The sequence below is a fragment of the Marisediminitalea aggregata genome (assembly GCF_900129565.1).
GTDB lineage: Bacteria > Pseudomonadota > Gammaproteobacteria > Enterobacterales > Alteromonadaceae > Alteromonas > Alteromonas aggregata.
The window spans coordinates 62,065-82,130 of the sequence record NZ_FQWD01000008.1; the positions used below are offsets into that span (position 1 = coordinate 62,065).

Here is a 20,066-nt window from a genome sequence, read left to right on the forward strand (position 1 = left end):
AATACGCGCTCAAATTATAAAGGATAGTGTGACTATGGTTATTCAGCCCAAAATACGTGGCTTTATTTGTACAAATGCGCATCCAGTGGGTTGTGCAGCAGTTGTGTCAGAACAAATTGATTATATTCAAGGGCTTGGCGATTTAGGCGACGGGCCTAAAAAGGTACTGGTTCTGGGTTGTTCTACCGGCTACGGACTGGCTTCGCGTATTACTTCGGCGTTTGGCTATGGCGCAGCAACACTGGGCGTCTGTTTTGAAAAGGCCCCGACAGAACGCAAAACCGGCACAGCAGGTTGGTACAATACCGCTGCGTTCCATCATAAAGCGAAAGCGGCAGATCTGTATGCAGAAACCTTAAACGGTGATGCATTCTCTGCAGCTATGAAGCAGGAAGTGATTGACAAAATTAAAGCCGATTTAGGTCAGGTCGACCTGGTAATCTATAGTCTGGCCGCCCCGCGTCGTACTGATCCAGTTACCGGTGAAGTGTATAAGTCTACGCTCAAACCAGTGGGTCAGGCTTACACCACAAAGACTTACGATACCGACAAAGACCTGGTACATGATGTTAGTCTTGAGCCTGCCAACGACGATGAAATCTTCAATACCGTTAAGGTAATGGGCGGCGAAGACTGGGAATTGTGGCTGGACGCATTGTCTGAAGCTGGCGTACTGGCTGAAGGCTGTAAAACGACGGCTTATACCTATATTGGTAAAGAACTGACATGGCCAATTTATGGTCAGGCCACCATTGGTAAAGCGAAGGAAGATTTGGATCGCGCGGCAAGTGCTATCAACGACAAGCTGTCTGCATTAAGTGTTGACGCTCACGTTTCATCGCTGAAGGCGTTGGTTACGCAAGCCAGTTCCGCAATTCCGGTGATGCCACTATATATTTCGCTGTTGTATCGCGTGATGAAAAACGAAGGCACGCACGAAGGCTGTATCGAGCAAATTGCTGGATTATATAAAGATTGTTTGTACGGTTCTGAACCTACGCTGGATGAGCAAAACCGCTATCGCATGGACGGGAAGGAAACCAACGATGATACCCAGGCCGTCATCAAAGGTCTCTGGGACCAGGTTACTCAGGATAACTTCCATGAGTTAAGTGATTACGCGGGCTATCACCATGAGTTTTTACGTCTGTTCGGCTTTGATGTCGCAGGGGTGGATTACGATGCGGACGTTGACCCGCTGGTTAATTGGTAAAACCATTTGATAATTATAATAAGCCGTCGTTATGACGGCTTATTTGTATGATGAATAGATGAATTCTGCTAATTCCGCCTGTTTTTTGACCATTTGGTGGGTTTTGCGACCAAGGTGGTAGGTTGATTGTACAGATTAATCCGATAAAAATAGTGCATAATCTGCGAATTGCGTAGCGCAAGTCGTCAGGATGATGCTAAAATTCCGTAATTAAGTAGAGTGACCTGTCTGTTACTCTCTTTCGCCTTGTTAACGGGCGGCAAAACCATGCGCTAAAAAACAACAATAAAATTGTTAACGCCGGCAAATTCTAACAATAACAATTCAGCTTGATTGCGAAGTAAAAATTAGCTTTGAGGGTTTCTTACGACCTTTATTAGCATAGTAGTGGTGAGCAAAGTACGTTTTTGAATCGTATCTTTTCAATGTGGTGAAAGATGCTGCCTATTCAAAAGGGTATTTCTATTAGAGTAGTGCGATTACGTATGATAAAAATCAAAAAAGGTCTCGACCTCCCTATATCGGGAGCGCCGACACAACAGATCCAGGATGGACTGTCTGTGACGCGTGCTGCCATTTTGGGAGAAGAATATGTGGGTATGCGTCCTACCATGCACGTGCAGGTTGGAGACAAAGTGAAGAAAGGTCAGGTTCTTTTCGAAGATAAGAAAAACCCTGGCGTTAAATTCACTGCTCCGGTTGCGGGTGAAGTGGTAGAAGTAAACCGTGGTGCTAAGCGTGTTCTGCAATCTGTTGTGATAAAAGCAGAAGGTGATGAAGCGGAAGCTTTCACTGCCATTGCTGCTGATCAGATTGCTAGTAGCAGTCGCGAAACTATCGAGCAGCTGTTGAACGACAGCGGCTTGTGGTCAGCATTACGTACGCGTCCTTTCAGCAAATCACCTGCACTTGGTTCTACGCCAAGTTCAATCTTTGTCACAGCCATTGACACCAACCCATTAGCTGCCGATCCGGCGGTTGTTATTGCAGAACGTCAGGACGACTTCGCAAACGGGTTGAAAGCACTGAAAGTGCTGTCTGGCGGCAAAGTGTATGTGTGTAAGAAAGCAGGCAGCGCAGTAACAGCTGGTGACAGCGGTGCAGACGTTGCTGAGTTTGACGGCCCGCACCCAGCAGGGTTAGCTGGTACGCACATTCACTACCTTGATCCGGTAGGTGCTAAGAAAACAGTATGGTCTGTAAACTATCAGGACGTGATTGCCATTGGTGCAACGCTTACGTCTGGTCAGTTAGACAACAGCCGTGTTGTTGCACTGGGCGGCCCTGCTGCTAAGAATCCTCGCCTGGTTCGCACTGTAATTGGTGCCGATCTGGCAGAACTTACCGCTAGTGAAGTGACTGACGGTGAAGTTCGCATCGTGTCTGGTTCAGTACTGAATGGTACGACTGCACAGGGTGTTCACGGTTTCCTTGGACGTTTCCACACTCAGGTTTCGTTGTTGAAAGAAGGCCGTGAAAAGGTACTGTTTGGCTGGATTACTCCAGGTTCTGACAAGCATTCAATTACGCGTGCGTACACTGGTCACTTCAGTGGTAGCAAGCAGTTTGATATGACTACAACTACAAATGGTTCAGAACGTTCAATGGTACCAATTGGTAATTACGAACGCGTTATGCCTCTGGATATCCTTCCCACGCTGTTACTGCGTGATTTGATTTCTGGTGATACTGACAGTGCTCAGACGTTGGGTTGTCTGGAACTGGACGAAGAAGATTTGGCACTGTGCACCTACGTGTGCCCAGGCAAATACACTTACGGTCCGATCCTGCGCAACTGTTTGACCACGATCGAGAAAGAGGGTTAATTCATGGGCTTAAAAGCGTATTTAGAGAAGATCGAACCGAACTTCGAACCAGGTGGTAAATACGAAAAATGGTACGCGCTGTATGAAGCGGCTGCGACCATCTTCTATACCCCGGGTAAAGTAAACAAGGCTGGTACTCACGTTCGTGACAGTATCGACCTGAAACGTATTATGATCATGGTGTGGATGGCAACATTCCCGGCTATGTTCTTTGGTATGTACAATATTGGTTTCCAAGCGCAGGAAGCAATTGCTGCTGGCGCGGGTACCTTACCTGATACCTGGCAGGCTGGCCTGTTCTCGGCATTGGGTGGTGACATCTCAAATGCAGGCACATTAGGCCTGATGTTCTACGGCGCATGCTTCTGGCTGCCAATTTACGCGGTGACGTTCGCCGTAGGTGGCTTCTGGGAAGTACTGTTTGCATCAGTACGTAAGCACGAAGTTAACGAAGGCTTCTTCGTAACATCGGTATTGTTTGCATTAACGTTGCCAGCAACCATCCCATTATGGCAGGTTGCACTGGGTATCACGTTTGGTGTGGTTATCGCGAAAGAAATCTTTGGTGGTACCGGCCGTAACTTCCTGAACCCGGCACTGTCTGGCCGTGCATTCCTGTACTTTGCTTATCCTGCACAAATCTCGGGTGACCGCGTTTGGGTAGCCGCTGACGGTTATTCAGGTGCAACGTCTCTGAGCCAGGGCGCAAACGGTGCACTGGATTACAGCAACTCTGACTTGTGGATGAACCACTTCCTGGGTCTTATCCCCGGTTCTGCGGGTGAAGTGTCTGCACTGGCAATTATGCTGGGTGGCCTGTTCATCATCTACATGCGAATCGCCAGCTGGCGCATCGTAGCAGGTGTTGCACTGGGCGTTGCATTCTTCGCCACATTGTTAAACCTGATTGGTAGTGACACGAACGCAATGTTCGCTATGCCTGCACACTGGCACTTCGTAGTAGGTGGTCTGGCGTTTGGTATGTTCTTTATGGCAACAGACCCTGTGTCTGCGTCATTTACGAACCAGGGCAAATGGGCATACGGTTTCTTTATCGGCTTTATGACCGTACTGATTCGCGTATTGAACCCTGCATTCCCTGAAGGTGTTATGTTGGCAATCCTGTTTGCTAACCTGTGGGCACCCCTGTTCGACTACTTTGTCGCTCAAAGCAATATCAAGCGGAGGATAGCTCGTGTCGGCTAATAAAGAATCATTTGGAAAAACAGTCGGCGTAGTACTGGCGGTTTGTTTAGTCTGTTCAATCATCGTATCAGGTGCGGCTGTAGGCCTGCGTGATATTCAGCAAAGCAATGCAGCGAAAGACAAGATGTCTAACATCCTGCATGCAGCTGGTCTGCTTGAACAAGCTAAAGGTAACATCGAAGGAACATATAACGAGTTCGTTGAAGCGCGTTATGTAGACCTGGATACCGGTGAGTTTGTTGAAGCACCTTCTGCAAACTACGATATGTACAAAGCTGCAAAAGAAGCTGACACCAGCGTGAAAGTGGAAAACAGCAATGTAGGTTTCCAACGCCGCGCGAAAGTGGCTTCGGTATATCTGGTTTACGAGTCAGCAGCGAAAGAAACCGTTAGCCGCGTTATCCTGCCAGTACACGGCAGTGGCCTTTGGGACCTGATGTACGGCTTCCTGGCCCTTGATGCAGACGGCGAAACAGTTCGCGAACTGATTTACTATCAGCAAAAAGAAACGCCAGGACTGGGTGGTGAAGTACAAAACCCAGCATGGCAGGCAAAATGGGACGGCAAGCAACTTTACAAGAACGGCGACGTCGCCCTTGAAGTGAAGAAAGCGGCTGGTGAAGAAAACCCATATGCGGTTGATGCACTGTCTGGTGCAACGTTAACCAGTAACGGTGTGAACAACACGGTTCAGTACTGGGTTGGCGACAACGGCTTTGGTCCTTTCCTGAAAAAACAAGCCTGGCGTTCGTAAGGGGTTATTATCATGGCTGATTCTAAAGAAATGAAAAAGGTCCTCTTTGGACCCATTCTGGACAGTAACCCAATTGCATTACAAATCCTGGGTATTTGTTCTGCACTGGCAATTACTACAAAACTGGAAACCGCATTAGTAATGTCTCTGGCACTGACCAGCGTTACCGCGTTTTCAAACCTGTTTATTTCGATTATTCGAAACCAGATCCCCAGCAGTGTGCGGATCATCATTCAGATGACCATCATCGCCTCGCTGGTAATTGTTGTTGACCAAATTCTGAAAGCGTACTCGTACGAGATTTCTAAGCAGCTGTCGGTATTCGTTGGTTTGATCATTACCAACTGTATCGTAATGGGCCGTGCAGAAGCATACGCGATGAAGAGTCCACCTCTGATGAGCTTCCTGGACGGTATTGGTAACGGCCTTGGCTACTCTATGGTACTGATTGTGGTTGGTATCATTAAAGAGCTGTTCGGCTTCGGTACTATCCTGGGCTTTGAAATCCTGCCTCTGATTCAAAACGGCGGCTGGTATCAGGCAAATGGTTTGTTAATTCTGCCATTCAGTTCATTCTTCCTGATCGGCGGTCTGATATGGGTAATCCGTACTATCCGTCCGGAACAAGTCGAGCCTAAGGAGTAAGTTGTGGAACATTATTTATCATTATTTGTTCGCTCGATCTTTATCGAGAACATGGCGCTGTCTTTGTTCCTTGGGATGTGCACATTCCTGGCGGTATCTAAGAAAGTAAAAACGGCCATGGGCCTGGGTATTGCCGTAGTGGTAGTACTGGGTATCTCTGTACCAGTTAACCAGGTGATTTACGTGAACATTCTGGCGCCTGGTGCGCTGGCATGGGCAGGTTTCCCTGACGCTGACCTGAGCTTCCTGAACTTCCTGACCTTTATCGGTGTTATTGCAGCACTGGTACAGATCCTGGAAATGAGTCTGGATAAGTTCTTCCCTGCCCTATACAACGCGCTGGGTATCTTCCTGCCACTGATTACCGTTAACTGCGCCATCTTTGGTGGTGTATCGTTTGCAGTACAACGTGAATACAACTTCACAGAGAGTATTGTTTACGGTGTAGGTAGTGGTATGGGCTGGGCACTGGCTATCGTATTGCTTGCGGCGGTACGTGAAAAGCTGAAGTACGCGGACATGCCAGACGGTATTCGCGGCCTGGGCTCTGTGTTCATGATTGCTGGCCTGATGGCACTGGGCTTCCAGTCCTTCACTGGCGTTCAGCTGTAATTAACGCTAAGGAGCAGAATTTATGAATCAAATCGAGATTATTCTTGGCGTTGGAATGTTCATCGTTATCGTTCTTGCGCTGGTATTTATCATCCTGTTCGCAAAATCGAAGCTGGTTCCATCTGGCGACGTGAAGATTCTAATCAATGGCGATCCGGAAAAAGCGATCACTACTGCACCAGGCGGCAAGCTGCTAGGTGCATTAGCCGATGCGGGTATCTTTGTATCTTCAGCCTGTGGTGGCGGTGGTTCTTGTGGCCAGTGTCGTGTAGACGTTAAGGCCGGTGGCGGTGAAATCCTGCCTACTGAGCTCGACCACATCACTAAGCGCGAAGCGCGTGAAGGTTGCCGTCTGTCTTGTCAGGTATCTGTTAAGCAAGACATGGAAATCGAGCTGGAAGAAGAAATCTTTGGTATCAAGAAGTGGGATTGTGAAGTTATTTCTAACGACAACAAAGCCACTTTCATCAAAGAGCTTAAGCTTAAAATTCCAAATGGCGAGAGCGTACCGTTCCGAGCGGGTGGATACATCCAGATTGAGGCTCCACCTCACCATGTCAAATACAAAGACTTCGATATTCCTGAAGAGTATCGTGCTGACTGGGAACGCTTTGGCTTCTTCGATATCGAATCTAAGGTAGATGAAGAAACTATCCGTGCTTACTCAATGGCAAACTACCCTGAAGAAGAAGGGATTATTATGCTGAACGTGCGTATCGCTACGCCGCCGCCTAATAACCTGAGCCTGCCGGCTGGTAAAATGTCATCGTACATCTGGAGCCTGAAAGAAGGCGACAAAGCGACTATCTCTGGTCCATTTGGTGAGTTCTTCGCGAAAGAAACTGACGCCGAAATGGTATTCATTGGTGGTGGTGCGGGTATGGCACCGATGCGTTCACACATCTTTGACCAGCTTCGTCGTATTAAGACTGACCGTAAGATCAGCTTCTGGTACGGTGCTCGTTCACTGCGCGAAATGTTCTATGTAGAAGATTTCGATATGCTGGCTAAAGAAAATGACAACTTCGTATGGCACGTTGCACTGTCAGATCCACAACCTGAAGACAACTGGGAAGGTTACACCGGGTTTATCCACAACGTATTGCTGGAAAACTACCTTAAAGACCACCCTGCGCCAGAAGATTGTGAGTTCTACATGTGTGGACCACCTATGATGAACGCGGCCGTTATCAACATGCTGAAAGATTTAGGTGTTGAAGACGAAAACATCCTGTTGGATGACTTCGGCGGCTAAGACACAAGTTCGAAGTATAAAGGGGGCTCTAGGCCCCCTTTTTTACTAAGTTGAAGGGAATATCCCATTGCAGTGCCGCTGCAATCAGTAATCCCATGGAGGCAATGTGAGTAAATTTAGGTATGTAGTTGGACTGCTAGTGCTGTTATTGGTGGGCTGTAGCCAGCCACCGGTAGAAGTAGAGCATATCTATGGTCACACTATGGGCACCACGTACAACGTGAAGTACCCGAAAGTCACCGCGGTTGATAAAGCAATAGTTAAGCACCTGATAGACGAGCGCTTAATTCACGTGAACAAGCTGATGTCGACTTACGACCCGACGTCAGAATTGTCGCGCTTTAATCAGTACCGGTTTGAGCAGCCTTTTGCTATATCACCGGAAACCCGCAAAGTGGTGCTGGAAGCGATGCGTTTGGGTCAACTCAGCGACGGCGTGCTAGACGTCACTGTTGGACCTCTGGTTAACCTCTGGGGTTTTGGACCCACCATGCGTCCGGAGAGTATTCCGTCTCAACAGGATGTCGATGAGGTGCGTGCTTACACCGGTCTGGATAAATTAACGGTAGTTAAAGACGGATTGGTAAAAGCGCACCCTCAGCTTTATGTAGACTTGTCTACGATTGCGAAAGGCTATGGCGTCGACGTGGTTGCGGAGTTGCTCGAGGAGCAGGGCATAGAGAGTTACCTGGTCGAGATTGGTGGCGAAATGCGCGTGAAAGGCGACAAAGGCAATGGCTCTGAGTGGCTTATCGCCATTGAAAAGCCGGTCTCTGAGGCCCGCGCTGTGCAGAAAATCATATCCATTGGCGACAACGCGATTGCGACGTCGGGTGACTATCGTAACTATTACGAGCAGGATGGGGTGCGTTATTCGCACTTGATCGACCCACGCACCGGCAAGCCTATTCAGCATAACACGGTGTCGGTTACTGTTATTCACCCGTCATCGATGACGGCAGACGGTATGGCGACTGCCTTTAATGTTATGGGGTGGGAAAGTGCCATCGCATTGGCTGAACAAAACGACCTTGCGGTGTTTATTGTTAAACGCGAAGGTGATAGCTTTGTGGAATACAGTAGCCCTGCGTTTGAGTCGCTGGTCACTGTTTACGAAGAGTAAGAAATATGAGTACGTTTATATTAGCGTTTGTGTTTTTTCTGGTCATGGTAGCAGCCATGGCGATCGGCTATTTACTGCAGAAGAAGACCATTTCTGGTAGCTGTGGTGGCCTGGGCGCGCTGGGTATTGATAAAGCCTGTGATTGCCCCGAGCCTTGCGACCGCAAGAAAGCGCGGCAGGAAAGAGAAGCGCAGCGCCAGGAAAAATTAAAGGCCTGGGAAAAAGACCGCATAATTTAATTCGACATTCAGCCAACGGATGACGCGTTCATCCGTTGGTTATTTGTTTTCTGACTGTCTGACCGAAGACAGCGCGGTAGCGATAATGCCTGTAGGTACTGCTATCATGCCCAACCCCACCATTAATACCAGAAACGTAAACAGTTTCCCGCCCAGGGTAATCGGATAGATATCGCCGTAGCCCACCGTAGTCAGCGTGGCAGCCGCCCACCATAAACAGTCGAAGATAGTCGTAAACACCTCTGGCTGTGCCGCGTGTTCAAAGTGATAAATCCCCACCGATGCTAAAAACAGAATGATCAGGCTGGCAATGCTGAACACGACCAATTCTTCTTTAACTGTGTACAGCGCCTTACTGAAACGCCTGATCGCATTGCTATAGCGTGTGAGTTTTAACAGGCGGGCTAATCGCAGCAAACGGAATAAACGAAGTGCCCTGAGATCCACCGCTAGCATTAAGTAAAACGGTAAGATGGCGAGTAGGTCAATGATACCGTAGAAGCTGAATACGAACCCCAGTCGCGGCTTCGCTTTATATAAGCGGGTTAAGTATTCGAGGGTAAATATAATAACAACAACGAATTCAGAACAACGCAAAAACGTTTTAACGGGTGGAGACAGGTTAGGAATAGTTTCCAGTGAAAACGTCAGCACTGAATACAGGATCAGCGTAATAATCACCCAGGTGGGGCCGGGTTTATCCCAAAAGCAATCCTTGCGTTTGTTCATGACACGTCCCTGGTCAGTTAGCGCAGTTATCAGCGAATGAAATCAGGTAGCGCGTACTAACCGCGCCGCCTGGTACATTTTTTACACTACTCCTTTGTGCTCAACGTATCAACCAGCATTAACACTGAACCCAGCATAAACAGGTATACGCCGACCGTGGCATAATTTACCAGTTGGGGTAAAAACAATGTGCTTCCGCATAGAAAACACAGGCTGGCAATGATGAGTGTCTTATTCTTGTTTTGCAGCACGGGCCTACTCCACTTCCGGGGTAAAGTTAAAGCTAACTGCAATGCGGTTCCAGCTGTTAATTTCCAGAATAACCGTAGTGAGTTCAATGAGTGCCTGATTGCTAAACTGCTCCGCCGCCTGAGCGAAAGCATCTGACACATCCGGTTGGGTTGCAATCATGGTTACCGCTTCTGCCCACGCTAACGCGGCTTGTTCCTGTGTGGTAAAACAAGGTGCTTCACGCCACGCAGGCAATACATCGAGACGAGGCTGTGTTTCGCCGTCTGCCCGGGCCTCTGAGGCATGCATGACCTGACAAAAGCCGCAATGATTGAGTTGCGATACCCGAAGTTTAACTAAATGCCGCAGGCGGGCCGGTACGTTATCATTGCTGGTTTTGCCTAGTTCAATCAGGTGCTCCGAAATTCGTGGGCAATGTGCAAAGAGTTCATTAGGGGCTATACGCGCTGTCATTGTTGGTTCCTCATTCTTTAAGTGACTGATGAGGAGGGTAGGCGGTTACTATGTTGAGGTATTGGAAATTTGCGACAACTTTCTGCGCCGGTATTGCGCAGGCGATTCCATGGTTGCCTCGTGAAACAGATTGGTAAAATGGGCCTGGTCATAAAAGCCCGAGAGCACTGCAATGTCGGCCAGTGGTGTTTTGCCACGTAGCAGCAATTCTCTTGCCTTGCGGATGCGATGAAAGCTGTGCATCTGGTTTGGGGTAATGCCCATCAGCGAACGCATGCGCCTTTCCAGTGTTCTGCGCGACATGCCTAATTCTCTGGCGTGCTGTTCGGGCGATACCGTAATACTACAAAGTGCGGCGACCAGCGCTGTGTTGACGGGTTTGTTGCGTTGCATATGACACTGTAGTCTGCTGAGTAACCACTGTTGAATACACATCACCCGTTGTTCAGCAGCGAGTGGAAGCAACGCTTCACACAATGCGGTAATACCTGGCAAGTCATACTCATCAACCTGTTGTGATTGATTCACCGAAGTCAGAAACACCGGACTCAGCAACACCGGGATCGCACCCGGCTTCAGCCGCACACTGAGATGTTCTGCATCAGATGACCAACGATGCGGTATGGTGTCGGTATTAAAACAGAAGCGGCAAATGACATTACTCCGGGTAAACTCAAACATCAGGCTCGCCCCTGCATCCGGATAGAGCTTTTCTATCGGGCGGGTTGTGTCAGGTTGTAATGGCATACACCAGATACACTGCACATGGTCGGCCAATGCGCTGTGCGGCGCATACCAACTGGGTTGTTGCAGCGAAAGTGACGCCGGCACAATAATACCGAGTGATTCGAGTTCCATATGCAATAGGGCTTAATGATTCAGTATCAATAATACACACAATCACAGAGTGTATATATACCACGCAAACATTATGGCGAACGTTGCTGTCAATTTGGTTTGCTGGATATGTGTACGTATATACAGTATTATGTGCACGTGCTAAATAGCTTCAGGCTGGAATGTCGGTTGTGCGTAAAATAATCCACGTAGATATGGACTGCTTTTATGCCGCAGTGGAGATGCGGGATAACCCGGCGCTGCAAAATGTGCCCATTGCGATTGGCGGCAGCTCTGATCGACGCGGGGTTATTGCTACGTGTAACTACCCAGCCAGGCAGTTCGGCGTGCGCTCCGCCATGGCCTCGGCGTATGCATTGAAACTCTGCCCTGATTTAAAGCTAATACCCGGCAGAATGTCGGTGTATCAGGAAGAGTCTCGTAAAATCAGAGAAATATTTGCTGATTACGCAACCAAGATTGAGCCGTTGTCGTTAGATGAAGCCTATCTGGATGTGACTGACAGCCAGTTGTACAAAGGCAGCGCAACACGTATTGCAGAGGCCATACGTTACCGCATACAGCGTGAATTAAATCTAACCGCATCCGCGGGTGTAGCGCCATGTAAGTTTGTCGCAAAGATTGCCAGTGACGAGAATAAACCCAATGGGTTGTGTGTGGTCTCTCCGGATGAACTCGATAGCTTTGTGCGCAGGCTTCCGCTGAAGAAAATTCCGGGTGTAGGGGAAGTGACGCTACAAAAACTGCATCAGCTGGGGTTGTACACCTGTGAAGATGTCAGGCAATACCCTTATGAACAAATCCAAAAGCGCTTTGGTAAGTTCGGGCATATATTGTGGCAAAGGGCACACGGCATCGATGAGCGGGACATACAAACAAATCGGGTGCGCAAATCCGTGGGTGTTGAAAGAACCCTCAGTGCCGATATACATTCCGAGGCGGAGTGTCTGGAGGTGGTTGAGTATCTGTACGATACACTGGTGAACCGTCTGGCATTACATCAGAATAAATACCACGCCAGTAAGCCAATGTTAATAAAGTCCCTTGGGGTAAAACTGAAGTTTCAGGATTTTCAGTTAACCACCGTAGAGCATCGTTATTCTGAAGTGGCTAAGCCGAGTTTTCAGGCGCTGTTAAAAGAGGCATATCAGCGAGCGAGGGACAGAGGTATTCGCTTGGTAGGGTTACAGGTAGGCTTGGATGAGCCCAAGGATGCCCAGCAACTGCTCCTGCCTTTTGATGATAATTAGCAGAAAGTATAATCTTCTACTAAACTTGCATATTCATGCTCTGGATCAGCTTATTGCAGTACAATTTGCATGACTATGCAGAAAAGCGACACAGGTGTCATATTTGTATTTTAAAATAAGGAAACAGCGAGACCAAAATACTGAGTTCAGCGTATCACTAGCGATACAACAGCATCGACATTCAGGCTTTAACGCTTTTGCCACCCAAAAGGAGACAAAAAATGATAAAACCCGGCGTTTACCAGCATTACAAAGGGAACAATTACGAAGTAATTGGTGTTGCCAACCATTCTGAAGACGAAAGCCAACTGGTGGTCTACCGTCCTATGTATGGCGAAGGCGCATTATGGGTGCGTCCGCTGGAAATGTTTACTGAACAGGTAAAGGTGAATGGTCGTTCTGTAGATCGGTTTCGCTATCTGGGGCATGCTGAGCATCAGGCTGAGAGCAGTATTGCTGTCTAACCGCATTTGCTGATCAAGGAAGTTACGCCCGGTATCTTCATTCATGATTGAACCATTTCGCCGCCAGTGACATATTAGTAGCCAAATAAGTCCAGGTAAGGGATGGTTCATGAAACAACTCATAAAATACGGTTTAGCGCTTTCAGCGCTGTTTGCCGCAACGTCATTACACGCAGACGATCGCTTCGCATCTGTTGAAATTAAATCAAATCATCTTGCCGGTTCAGTGCACATGCTGACAGGTGCCGGTGGAAATATTGGCGTCTCGGCGGGCGAAGACGGGGTGCTGATTATTGACGATCAGTTTGCGCCGTTGGCCCCCAAAATCTCTGCGGCGTTGGGGGAATTAGGTAGCGACGCCCCGAGCTACGTTATAAACACGCATTATCACGGCGATCACACCGGCAGCAATGCGTTTTTTCATGACCACAAAGGCGCGACTATATTTGCCCACGACAACGTGCGTGTAAGACTCGCTAACGATGAATCTGTAGCAAAAAGTGCGTTACCGGTAGTGACGTACGAGCAAGGGGTCAAGATCCACTTCAACGGTGAAACCCTCCACGTATTCCATTTGCCCGCCAGTCATACCGATGGTGACAGTGTGGTGTGGTTCGAGCAACCGAACGTACTCCACACCGGTGATTTGTTCTTCAACGGACTGTTTCCGTACATAGATCTAGGGGCGGGTGGTACGGTTGCTGGGTACATCAAATCGGTCGAGGTCTTACTTGGCAAAATTGACGACAACACACAGATTATTCCCGGTCATGGCCCTCTAGCCAGTAAGCAGGATTATCAGGCTGCATTAGATATGATGAAAGCCACTCTGGCTTTTGTGAATGCGCAAAAAGCCAAAGGGATGTCAGTGGATGAGGTGGTTGAAGCCGGTTTACCGGAAAAATGGCAATCCTGGGACTGGAGCTTTATTACCGAAGAGAAGTGGATCCGAACACTTTACTGACGCGGTCACCGCGAATACGAAAATGCCACGCAGTTGCGTGGCATTTTTTTATTTCTCATTCCGTGTATTTAGCTATAGAAACACAGGTAAGCCGTGGTTGTTTCTACTTTCACGTCAAACGATTGATTTGCAGCAACGCGGAACTCAGAGCCGGTTGCGAACGTTTGCCACTCAGCTTCTCCCGGCAATTTGACCGTGAGCGCACCTTCTACCACTTTCATTAATTCGTCCTGACTGGTGCCAAACACATAATCACCCGGCAACATTACACCAGAGGTGCAAGGGCCGTTGGCAGATTCAAAGGCAATCGATTTTACGGCATCGTCAAAGTAGCTGTTTACGCTTAATGTCATAGTGGTGTTCCTGTTGAAAAAAGCGCATTGTGCTATAGCCGATGCCGTGACTCCAGTTAATTTTGACGATTCGCGTCGAATACTTTCTCGCCGGCCAGCCAGGTTTGCATGACCTTGGTCTTCCAGATGTCTTGTGGCGCAATACTGAAAATATCCTGATCTACCAGAATAAAATCAGCCCACTTTCCGGGTGTCAGCGTACCCAGTGTATCTTCCATATGCGCAGCATAGGCTGCATCCAGGGTAAACCCTTTAAACGCCTGTTGCACTGAAAGGGCTTGTTCCGGGTACCAGCCTTTAAGCGGTTGATTATTGCGATCCTGACGAGTTACCGCAGCGTGTAAGCCGTAAAAGGGATTTGCCAGCTCCACCGGGAAATCAGAGCCCAATGGCATGGCTATTCCACTGTCTACCAGCGTCTTCCATGCATAAGCGCCAGCCATTCTGGCTTTGCCAATACGCGCTTCTGCCATGTTTTTATCGCTGGTAGCGTGGGTGGGTTGCATCGATGGCAGCACTTTTAATTGCGCAAATCGAGGCAGATCGTTGACGTCAATCACCTGAGCGTGTTCCACCCGGTTTCTAAGCGACTGGCCGCCAACGGTAGCGAATGTTTTTTCAAATTCATCCAGTACCATGCGGTTGGCTTTGTCGCCGATGGCGTGGAAGTTTAACTGAAAACCTGCTCCTAACACTTTTTGAAAGATCTTCGGGAAGTCGTCGGGTTGGGTTAGCAGCAAGCCATGCTGATGCGGGGCATCGCTGTAGGGCTTTAACAGTGCAGCTCCACGGCTACCTAATGCACCATCGCCGTAGGCTTTAACGGAACGAATTGATAAAAAGTCATCGGCGCTGCGGATTCTGCCGGTATCCAGCATGTCATCGAGCTGTGGGTCCGTTGCACTTAACATGGCATAAATACGCACAGGCAGTGTTTGTGCTGCGGCTCGAGCCAGATAGAAGTCATAAACATGATGACCCACTCCCGCGTCGTGCATGGCTGTAATACCCACAGACAGCAAGTGCTCGCCAGCGGCGTTTAACTGAGCCTGATATTGTTTGGTGCTTTCAGTAGGCATCACCCGGGCCACTAAATCCATGGCATTGTCGATAAGCACACCGGTGGGGTTGCCTTGGGCATCGCGAATAATTTGTCCGCCAGCCGGGTCTTTGGTGTCTCGGGTAATACCTGCCAGTCGAAGTGCTTTTGTATTCACCCAAGCTGCATGTCCATCAACACGGCTTAGCCAAACAGGCTTGTTAGCAATGACTTTGTCCAGCGCTTTGGCCGTGGGGAATGCGCGGTCGCTCCACAGCTCCTGGTTCCAGCCCCGGCCCTTAATCCAGTCCTGGTCCATATGAGCAAGGGCATAGTCAGCTACCCATTGGGCAGCCTGGCTCATGCTTTTACTATCGCGTAAATCGACTTCCAGAAGGTTCCCACCCAGGCCAAGTAAGTGACCGTGTGCATCGATCAGGCCGGGCATCATCACGGCATTCTGCGCATTGATAACAGTGGCTTTGTTGGGGACAGAAGACGGGTCCAGGCTGATCACCTTACCGTGATTAATTAAGATCCGCTTAAAGCGAATTAATTCGCCTTTGTCGTTAAGGGTATAGCCGCGTACATTATCGATGAGCGTGCTGGCGGAGGCCAGGCTCATTGTGACGGTGCATACAAACAGTAGGGTAATAGACACTAATCTGCGCATCGTTAGGTTCTCATATTATTGTTGGAGGTTGGAGTAAGTAATCGGTGTGCCAAATTTTACTCATAGTGGACTGACTGATATTGCCACCTGTGAGGAGCACCATCGCTGTTTGTCCTGGCGGCGTATTCACCGCCCAGGCAGCAACAGCAGCCATGCTCATTGCGCTGGTGGGCTCAACGTGAATTTTTAGCAAGTGTTGGAGCCACTGAGTCCAATAAGCAATTTGTTGTTCGTTGACTTCGTAGAAATCATCCAGTTCCTGCAGGAGAGGGAAGGTATGTTCCCCAACACTGGGGGTTGCAGCACCGTCGGCCAGCGTACTCACCGGGCCGGGCAATGATTCAATTCGGCCTGATTGCAGTGAGCGTGACGCGTCATTGGCTAGTTGAGGTTCTGCCCCAATCACCAGCGCTTCAGGGGCTAGTTCACGCGTGGCCAGCAATGTGCCACCCAATAGGCCACCGCCGCCACAAGGCGCAAATATCGCGTTGACGTCAGGATGGTCCTGCAGGGCTTCCATTGCCGCTGTCCCCTGGCCTGCAATGATCAACGGGTGATTAAAGGGCGGTATCCACACAGTGTCTTTGTCTTCCGCTGCATCTGCCACTGCCCGATCTGCTTCCACGCGGGTAGGGAACAGTTTTAACTCTGCGCCATAGGCTTGTGTAGCCGCTGCCTTGACTGGTGATATTGTTTCTGTGGCGTATATGGTAACCGGAATGCCGGCTTTTGAAGCGGCATACGCCACTGCCTGCGCATGGTTACCTGAACTGTTGGCCACGATGTGTTTCGGGATTTGTCCCGACTCTTGCAATGCGGCTATAAAATTTGTCGCGCCGCGAAGTTTAAATGCCCCGGTGGGTTGCAAACATTCCGCCTTAAACAAAATGCGATGGCCAAACCAGCGATTCAACAAAGAGGATTCCAGTATGGGAGTGCGTTGAACCTTGCCAATTAAGCGTAATGCGGCGTGGTGAATATCTTCATAAGTAGTACCGGATTTGACTTGCGCCACAGAGTTTCCTTTCGATGCTTCGCAGATGACGAGTGATAGACAAAATAGTAACCGTGTCATTGTGTCACTGCTGCATAACAAAGGCGAGTATTACTCAGAAAACGACAAGCAGCGGGTGTAAACGGCGTTAGCCTGATCTGAACTAACATCAACATCGCGTTATCCGCACTTTTTGAGCGTCATTTTTGTTTAATAATCCTATTGTAATGTCGGCAACTGCACGAAGTCTGAGTGTGGAACACTGATGTCTCAACAAGCCCAAAAACGCATATATTTCACGCCGATTATTCTATTTGGCCTGCTCGCTACCTTTTTTATCAGTGTGGGGGCTTACCTGCAGGAGCAGGAGCGCGCTGTAGAACGGAATAAAGCGGAAAACCTGTCGGTTCAGGTAGTAGCGAATCTGCAAACCATGGCCTCAGAGCGACATCAGGCTATGGAGTCTCTGATGCAGAACTGGCCGACTCAGGAACCCAACTACCTGGATTGGTTCAATGTGCAGGCGATTACTTTGTTGAGTATACAACGTGGTTACAGTAGCCTGATGTTGGTCGATCAACAAGGCGTAGTGAAATGGCTGGTACGCCCTCAGTATTCGTCAGAGCAATACTGGGATAACCACATCGTTGGTCAGTCATTATCGCTACCCGGCTTTCTTTATCACGCAAATGGCGAGCAGTATTTTAGTCAGTTAGTAAGCAACGATAAGGGGCACCATTTTCTGCTTTACGGGCGCATGATAAGTCCTCAGGAGCCGCATTTGGGCTATGTGATGGCCAGCTTCGATTTACAGGCCTGGTTAGCCATGTCAAATGGCCAGATTGTTGAACAGCACTACCATTTTCTGCTCACAGACACATCATTAAATACCATGACGGTGGGCACAAATGCGCCATCGGAAGACACACTTTTTCCTATACAGAGCGAAGCATTTAACGTACTGGGGCGCGAGTGGCGATTGCAGTTGGCTACACCTGAACCCGCGTACAGAGGTGGGTTACTGGTAACCTTAGTCGGACTGGTTATGTCTTTGCTGGCCACCATCGTATTGTTTAAATTGCTCAAAAGCGCAATGAACCTGGACCAGAGTCAATTACGCTACAAAACTGCCAGTGAAGCGGCGCTGGATGCACTGTTAATTTATAAACAGGAAGGCAACGAATATTATCTGGTGGAAGCCAATAAAATTGCCAATCAGTTGTTTCAGGGCGATGTCTGTCTGTTAAAAGACAAGCCATTGTCCGAACAGCTCAGAACATTCAAGCAAGACCACATTGTGGCGCGTATCGCTGAAGTGGTCGATACCGATGCGCCCTTCGATGATTACATTGAAGTGAAAAGCCGCTTGATTAAACCACAATGGTTAAAAGTGCAGATTGTCCGTGCCGGGCGCGACATTGCCATTACATTGCGCGACGTCACAGAACGCTTCAACGCCCAACAGGCACTTCTGAAAAGTGAGGAGAAGTACCGGCGCTTAATTGACGGATTGTATCGTCACTTTGTTTATACGAAGACGCTGGAGCAGTCTTTCGTGTATGTGAGTAACGGCCTTTATTCTATTCTTGGCGTGCCGGCCGACACCTTTTGTGCACAGCAATCACGCTACCTTTCTGAGGTGCCCAATGATGCCAGTACAAGGCTGAAAGCAATCAAGTCTGGCGAAAATCCAGCCCCGTACCGTTTAAAATTACGTGCAGATTCAGGTGAAACCAAAGTCATAGAGTTTGCTGATACAGGCGTCTTTGACGAGCGGGGTAAACTTATTGCCATTGAAGGGATTGCTCGGGATGTGACCGAAGAATTTGCCTTGCAGGAAGAAGTCACTTATCAGGCCAGTCATGATCAATTGACCGGCTTGATGAACCGTTATGCCTTTGATCACTACCTGACCAAATTGATTGGTAAGGTCAATGCGGGTGAAGCCAGTGCGGTAATGTGCTTTATTGATATGGACCGATTCAAACTGGTTAACGACAGCTGCGGGCACCCGGCTGGAGACCGACTGCTTAAGGAGGTCGCCAATCTGTTTGCCGAGTTCGTCAATGAAAACGACCTGCTTGCGCGTATTGGTGGTGATGAGTTTTGTATGATATTCCGCAACCTGACGCTGGAGCAGGTGCTCGACAAACTCGACCGGTTGCTACAACACATCGCCGCCTATCGGTTTACCGTTGATGAAAAGGTCTTTTTTGTTGGCGCGAGTATTGGTGTGATTGATATTCAGCAGCCAGGTTGCAGTGCGGCTGATCTGATAAAAGCGGCAGATAACGCTTGCTACAAGGCAAAGTCGATGGGCCGCAACCGCTACTTTGTTTATACACCGACAGAAGAGCAGCAGGCGCTGGATCAGGTGGAAAGCAAGGTGCTGCAGCACTTCCAGATGGCGCTGGAAAACAATGGCTTTGAGCTGTTCTTCCAACCCATTATCGACCTGCAAAACAATAAGCAGCGTACTCAGGGAGAAGTGCTGCTGAGACTGATAGGCGAAGATGGTCAACATATCAGTCCGGGTGTTTTTATCCCTCTGGCCGAGCAGCACGGCGTAATGAACAAAATTGATTGGTGGGTGGTAGACAATACCCTGCGATTCTTGCAGCAAAATACGGCGTTCTGTCGCCAGCTCGACAAAATTGCCATTAATCTGTCGGGCATCACCCTGAGCGATGAAACCCTGCTCAAACAAATAGTGCAACAGATACAGCGCAGTAATGTGCCAACCGAAAAGCTGTGCTTTGAAATTACTGAAACCTCGGCGGTGACGAATCTGACGTCTGCAAAATGGTTTATCGATGAACTGCGCGCGTTGGGCTGTCGCTTTGCGTTAGATGACTTTGGCGCAGGTATGTCGTCCTTTACCTATCTGAAAAACCTAGCAGTGGATTACATTAAAATCGACGGGTCATTTGTGCGTAACATGGTGCGTGACAAAATTGATTATGAAACGGTGAAAGCCATCAACAACATTGCGCAGAGTATGGGCAAACAAACTATTGCAGAGTTCGTTGTTGACGACGCGACACGCGAAGCGCTTGTGGAGCTCGGTATTGACTATGGACAAGGCTACGCATTGGGTTATCCTGAACCTTTAGTCAATCGCTGTAAAACATTACAGTTGGTTAGTTAATATTACTTCACCGCCA

General features: G+C 48.8%; 20 protein-coding genes. 13 read left to right on the top strand and 7 right to left on the bottom strand.

The genetic code is table 11. The annotated features are described in order from the left end of the window. The first annotated feature begins 34 nt into the window (after positions 1 to 34). The 9 genes from fabV (at position 35) to nqrM (ending at position 8,873) form a co-directional block, all read left to right on the top strand. Complete coding sequence (fabV, locus tag BUB81_RS20095) at positions 35 to 1,213, top strand: enoyl-ACP reductase FabV (protein WP_073325155.1); 1,179 nt, start codon at positions 35 to 37, stop codon at positions 1,211 to 1,213. Positions 1,214 to 1,698: 485 nt separating this feature from the next. Further along, positions 1,699 to 3,039 (top strand): Na(+)-translocating NADH-quinone reductase subunit A, encoded by a 1,341-nt coding sequence (locus BUB81_RS20100; RefSeq protein ID WP_073325156.1) that lies wholly within the window; start codon positions 1,699 to 1,701, stop codon positions 3,037 to 3,039. Positions 3,040 to 3,042: 3 nt separating this feature from the next. Next, positions 3,043 to 4,245: an NADH:ubiquinone reductase (Na(+)-transporting) subunit B gene (locus BUB81_RS20105; RefSeq protein WP_073325157.1), complete on the top strand. Its 1,203-nt coding sequence runs from the start codon at positions 3,043 to 3,045 to the stop codon at positions 4,243 to 4,245. Then, on the top strand, positions 4,235 to 4,999 hold the full coding sequence (locus BUB81_RS20110) for a Na(+)-translocating NADH-quinone reductase subunit C (RefSeq protein ID WP_073325158.1): 765 nt from the start codon (positions 4,235 to 4,237) through the stop codon (positions 4,997 to 4,999). Before BUB81_RS20105 ends, BUB81_RS20110 begins: the two co-directional genes overlap by 11 nt. 12 nt (positions 5,000 to 5,011) lie before the next feature. Further along, positions 5,012 to 5,644: an NADH:ubiquinone reductase (Na(+)-transporting) subunit D gene (locus tag BUB81_RS20115; protein WP_073325159.1), complete on the top strand. Its 633-nt coding sequence runs from the start codon at positions 5,012 to 5,014 to the stop codon at positions 5,642 to 5,644. 3 nt (positions 5,645 to 5,647) lie between these two features. After that, entirely contained in the window at positions 5,648 to 6,256 is a 609-nt protein-coding gene (gene nqrE / locus BUB81_RS20120; RefSeq protein WP_073325160.1) for an NADH:ubiquinone reductase (Na(+)-transporting) subunit E, read from the top strand. A 22-nt stretch (positions 6,257 to 6,278) separates the two neighbouring features. Further along, positions 6,279 to 7,511, top strand: coding sequence for an NADH:ubiquinone reductase (Na(+)-transporting) subunit F (nqrF, locus tag BUB81_RS20125; protein ID WP_073325161.1), 1,233 nt, complete (start codon positions 6,279 to 6,281; stop codon positions 7,509 to 7,511). A 106-nt stretch (positions 7,512 to 7,617) separates the two neighbouring features. Next, positions 7,618 to 8,634 (top strand): FAD:protein FMN transferase, encoded by a 1,017-nt coding sequence (locus BUB81_RS20130; protein WP_073325162.1) that lies wholly within the window; start codon positions 7,618 to 7,620, stop codon positions 8,632 to 8,634. A 5-nt stretch (positions 8,635 to 8,639) separates the two neighbouring features. Continuing rightward, the gene (gene nqrM / locus BUB81_RS20135; RefSeq protein ID WP_073325163.1) at positions 8,640 to 8,873 is read left to right on the top strand and encodes a (Na+)-NQR maturation NqrM; all 234 of its coding nucleotides are present in this window, start codon (positions 8,640 to 8,642) and stop codon (positions 8,871 to 8,873) included. 39 nt (positions 8,874 to 8,912) lie between these two features. Here nqrM and BUB81_RS20140 read toward each other — a convergent pair whose 3' ends face one another. The 4 genes from BUB81_RS20140 to BUB81_RS20155 form a co-directional block, all read right to left on the bottom strand. Then, the gene (locus BUB81_RS20140; RefSeq protein ID WP_073325164.1) at positions 8,913 to 9,602 is read right to left on the bottom strand and encodes an ion transporter; all 690 of its coding nucleotides are present in this window, start codon (positions 9,600 to 9,602) and stop codon (positions 8,913 to 8,915) included. An 86-nt stretch (positions 9,603 to 9,688) separates the two neighbouring features. Then, positions 9,689 to 9,853 (bottom strand): YrhK family protein, encoded by a 165-nt coding sequence (locus BUB81_RS20145; protein ID WP_084526764.1) that lies wholly within the window; start codon positions 9,851 to 9,853, stop codon positions 9,689 to 9,691. A 4-nt stretch (positions 9,854 to 9,857) separates the two neighbouring features. Continuing rightward, positions 9,858 to 10,307: a carboxymuconolactone decarboxylase family protein gene (locus BUB81_RS20150; RefSeq protein WP_073325166.1), complete on the bottom strand. Its 450-nt coding sequence runs from the start codon at positions 10,305 to 10,307 to the stop codon at positions 9,858 to 9,860. A gap of 48 nt (positions 10,308 to 10,355) precedes the next feature. Next, complete coding sequence (locus BUB81_RS20155; protein WP_073325167.1) at positions 10,356 to 11,165, bottom strand: helix-turn-helix domain-containing protein; 810 nt, start codon at positions 11,163 to 11,165, stop codon at positions 10,356 to 10,358. Positions 11,166 to 11,335: 170 nt separating this feature from the next. Here BUB81_RS20155 and dinB point away from each other — a divergent pair, with 170 nt between their 5' ends. The 3 genes from dinB to BUB81_RS20170 all read left to right on the top strand — a co-directional run bounded on the left by dinB (position 11,336) and on the right by BUB81_RS20170 (position 13,843). Beyond that, positions 11,336 to 12,415, top strand: coding sequence for a DNA polymerase IV (dinB, locus tag BUB81_RS20160; protein ID WP_084526778.1), 1,080 nt, complete (start codon positions 11,336 to 11,338; stop codon positions 12,413 to 12,415). Positions 12,416 to 12,636: 221 nt separating this feature from the next. Beyond that, a complete protein-coding gene (locus BUB81_RS20165; protein ID WP_073325169.1) occupies positions 12,637 to 12,879 on the top strand; it encodes a DUF1653 domain-containing protein in 243 nt (80 codons plus the stop codon). Positions 12,880 to 12,988: 109 nt separating this feature from the next. Next, on the top strand, positions 12,989 to 13,843 hold the full coding sequence (locus BUB81_RS20170; protein WP_073325170.1) for an MBL fold metallo-hydrolase: 855 nt from the start codon (positions 12,989 to 12,991) through the stop codon (positions 13,841 to 13,843). 68 nt (positions 13,844 to 13,911) lie between these two features. On the opposite strand, the gene ppnP is transcribed toward BUB81_RS20170, so the two are convergent. Genes ppnP through BUB81_RS20185 form a run of 3 tightly spaced genes read right to left on the bottom strand, consistent with a single transcriptional unit; the run spans position 13,912 to position 16,923 of the window. After that, complete coding sequence (gene ppnP, locus BUB81_RS20175) at positions 13,912 to 14,196, bottom strand: pyrimidine/purine nucleoside phosphorylase (RefSeq protein ID WP_073325171.1); 285 nt, start codon at positions 14,194 to 14,196, stop codon at positions 13,912 to 13,914. A gap of 56 nt (positions 14,197 to 14,252) precedes the next feature. Next, positions 14,253 to 15,908 (bottom strand): amidohydrolase, encoded by a 1,656-nt coding sequence (locus BUB81_RS20180; RefSeq protein ID WP_073325172.1) that lies wholly within the window; start codon positions 15,906 to 15,908, stop codon positions 14,253 to 14,255. Positions 15,909 to 15,918: 10 nt separating this feature from the next. Continuing rightward, a complete protein-coding gene (locus tag BUB81_RS20185) occupies positions 15,919 to 16,923 on the bottom strand; it encodes a serine/threonine dehydratase (RefSeq protein WP_073325173.1) in 1,005 nt (334 codons plus the stop codon). Between the two features lie 244 nt (positions 16,924 to 17,167). On the opposite strand from BUB81_RS20185, the gene BUB81_RS20190 reads away from it, so the two are divergent. Beyond that, positions 17,168 to 20,050 (top strand): EAL domain-containing protein, encoded by a 2,883-nt coding sequence (locus tag BUB81_RS20190; protein WP_073325174.1) that lies wholly within the window; start codon positions 17,168 to 17,170, stop codon positions 20,048 to 20,050. Positions 20,051 to 20,066: the final 16 nt, after the last annotated feature.

Coding starts and splice junctions, on each gene's coding strand:
- nqrM (WP_073325163.1), top strand. CDS start 8,640: ATGAGTACGTTTATATTAGCGTTTGTGTTTTTTCTGGTCATGGTAGCA.
- BUB81_RS20170 (WP_073325170.1), top strand. CDS start 12,989: ATGAAACAACTCATAAAATACGGTTTAGCGCTTTCAGCGCTGTTTGCC.
- BUB81_RS20105 (WP_073325157.1), top strand. CDS start 3,043: ATGGGCTTAAAAGCGTATTTAGAGAAGATCGAACCGAACTTCGAACCA.
- BUB81_RS20140 (WP_073325164.1), bottom strand. CDS start 9,602: ATGAACAAACGCAAGGATTGCTTTTGGGATAAACCCGGCCCCACCTGG.
- BUB81_RS20165 (WP_073325169.1), top strand. CDS start 12,637: ATGATAAAACCCGGCGTTTACCAGCATTACAAAGGGAACAATTACGAA.
- BUB81_RS20100 (WP_073325156.1), top strand. CDS start 1,699: ATGATAAAAATCAAAAAAGGTCTCGACCTCCCTATATCGGGAGCGCCG.
- BUB81_RS20115 (WP_073325159.1), top strand. CDS start 5,012: ATGGCTGATTCTAAAGAAATGAAAAAGGTCCTCTTTGGACCCATTCTG.
- nqrF (WP_073325161.1), top strand. CDS start 6,279: ATGAATCAAATCGAGATTATTCTTGGCGTTGGAATGTTCATCGTTATC.
- BUB81_RS20155 (WP_073325167.1), bottom strand. CDS start 11,165: ATGGAACTCGAATCACTCGGTATTATTGTGCCGGCGTCACTTTCGCTG.
- BUB81_RS20180 (WP_073325172.1), bottom strand. CDS start 15,908: ATGCGCAGATTAGTGTCTATTACCCTACTGTTTGTATGCACCGTCACA.
- ppnP (WP_073325171.1), bottom strand. CDS start 14,196: ATGACATTAAGCGTAAACAGCTACTTTGACGATGCCGTAAAATCGATT.
- BUB81_RS20190 (WP_073325174.1), top strand. CDS start 17,168: ATGTCTCAACAAGCCCAAAAACGCATATATTTCACGCCGATTATTCTA.
- fabV (WP_073325155.1), top strand. CDS start 35: ATGGTTATTCAGCCCAAAATACGTGGCTTTATTTGTACAAATGCGCAT.
- BUB81_RS20150 (WP_073325166.1), bottom strand. CDS start 10,307: ATGACAGCGCGTATAGCCCCTAATGAACTCTTTGCACATTGCCCACGA.